Here is a 1,914-nt window from a genome sequence, read left to right on the forward strand (position 1 = left end):
TGGTGGCGGCCGATGGGGACGATCATGGGGGTGTCCGAGATCGGGTCGACAACGATGCGGGAGGTCATGCCGAAGACTTCGTGGACGACGCCTTCGGTGATGACGTCGACGGGGCGGCCTTCGGAAATGATCTTGCCCGATTTCATTGCGACGATGTGGTCGGCATAGCGGCAGGCCAGGTTGAGGTCGTGGAGGACCACGACGACGGTGCGCCCGCGCTCTTTCACCAGATCGGTAAGCAGATCAAGGACTTCGACCTGATGGTTGATGTCGAGGAAAGTCGTGGGCTCGTCGAGGAGCAGGAGATCGGTCTCCTGCGCCAGCGCCATGGCAATCCAGACGCGCTGGCGCTGGCCGCCGGAGAGTTCATCGACGGGGCGATCGGCGAGGCCGGCCATGTCGGTGGCGGCGAGGGCTTCGGCGACGGCGGCGTCGTCTTCGGGGGTCCAGCGGCGGAACCAGCCCTGATGCGGATAGCGGCCGCGACCGACGAGGTCGGCGACGGTGATGGCATCGGGGGCGATGGGGGATTGCGGGAGGACGCCAAGCAGGGTCGCGACTTCGCGCGTCGGCATCTGGTGGATGGGTTTGCCATCGAGATAGGCGGCGCCCCGCGTGGGCGTGAGGAGGCGAGCCAAGCCCCGCAACAGGGTGGACTTGCCGCAGGCATTGGCGCCGACGATGACAGTCAGCTTACCGGCAGGCACGTTGAGATTGAGATCGGTGACGATTTCGCGGTCGGCATAGCCGAGGTGCAGACCGGCGGCCATGAGCTGGTGGTTTTGCGTCATGTTCGTCTCCTTCAATTCACCCGGCCCGAACGGCCGGATACGATGAGCAGCCAGAGCAGGAAGGCCGCGCCGAAACCACCCGTCACCACACCGGTGGGCAATTGCATGTTTGGCAAAGCGTGCTGCGCCAAAAGGTCCGACACCAGCATGACCAGGGCGCCGACAAGGCCGGCCTGGGGAATGCCCCGCCCTGCCCCACCCATGAGGCGGCGGGCGATAGGGCCGGAGACGAAGGCGACAAAGCCCACCGGACCAACCGCGGCCGTGGCGAAGGCGGCGAGCGCGACACCGGTGACCATGAGGCCGAGGCGGGTTTGTTCGACCCGCGTGCCGAGGGCGTGGGCGGTGTCGTCGCCCAGCTCGAGACCATCGAGGCCGCGCGCGAGGACGATCAGCAGCGGCACGGTGACGACCAGCATGGCGGCGAGCACGAAGGAATCGCCGGGGCGTGCGGCATTGAGGCTGCCAACGAGCCAGGCCATGGCCTGCTGCACTTCAAAAAGGCGAGCGCGCGTGAAGAGGTACGAAATGACGGCGCTGAGCATGGCGGCGGTACCGATGCCGATGAGGACGACGCGGTAGGCGGTGACGCCATTGCGCCAGGCGAGGAGGTAGATGGCGAAAGCGGTCAGCAAGGCGCCGGCAAAACCACCTAGGGAGACGGCAAGGCCAGTCCAGCCCAGGACGATGATGCAGAAGACGGCGGCGGCGCTGGCGCCGTGCGCGATGCCGATAATATCAGGGCTCGCCAAGGGGTTACGCAGAAGCGTTTGGAAAATGATTCCGGAGAGGCCGAAGGCGGTGCCCGAGAGAAGCGCCAGGAAAAGGCGCGGCAGGCGGACCTGCAGGATGATGAAATCGACGCCCTTGTTGGCAAGGCCGGTGAACGGAGAAAAGAGCGAGCGGACGATCTCTTCGGGCGGGACAGGATAATCGCCGAGCGTGAGGGCGGCGGCGCTGGCAACGAGGAGAGCGAGCACGAGGCCGATAGTCACGCGGCGGGCCTTGGCCTCACGCTGGTGGCGAACGGTAACAATGGAGCCGGTGTCGATGGCGGTCATCAGAGCGCTGCCAATTTGCGGCGCCGGACGAGCGCGATGAAGAAGGGCGCGCCGACAAAGGC

2 protein-coding genes are annotated in these 1,914 nt (G+C 66.1%); both read right to left on the bottom strand.

The annotated features are described in order from the left end of the window. A partial coding sequence (locus J0I64_RS20765; protein ID WP_291411872.1) for an ABC transporter ATP-binding protein occupies positions 1–791 on the bottom strand: 791 nt, incomplete at its 3' end. A gap of 11 nt (positions 792–802) precedes the next feature. Further along, a partial coding sequence (locus tag J0I64_RS20770) for an iron chelate uptake ABC transporter family permease subunit (protein WP_291411874.1) occupies positions 803–1,914 on the bottom strand: 1,112 nt, incomplete at its 5' end.

This window comes from Devosia sp., from assembly GCF_017307565.1.
Lineage (GTDB): Bacteria > Pseudomonadota > Alphaproteobacteria > Rhizobiales > Devosiaceae > Devosia.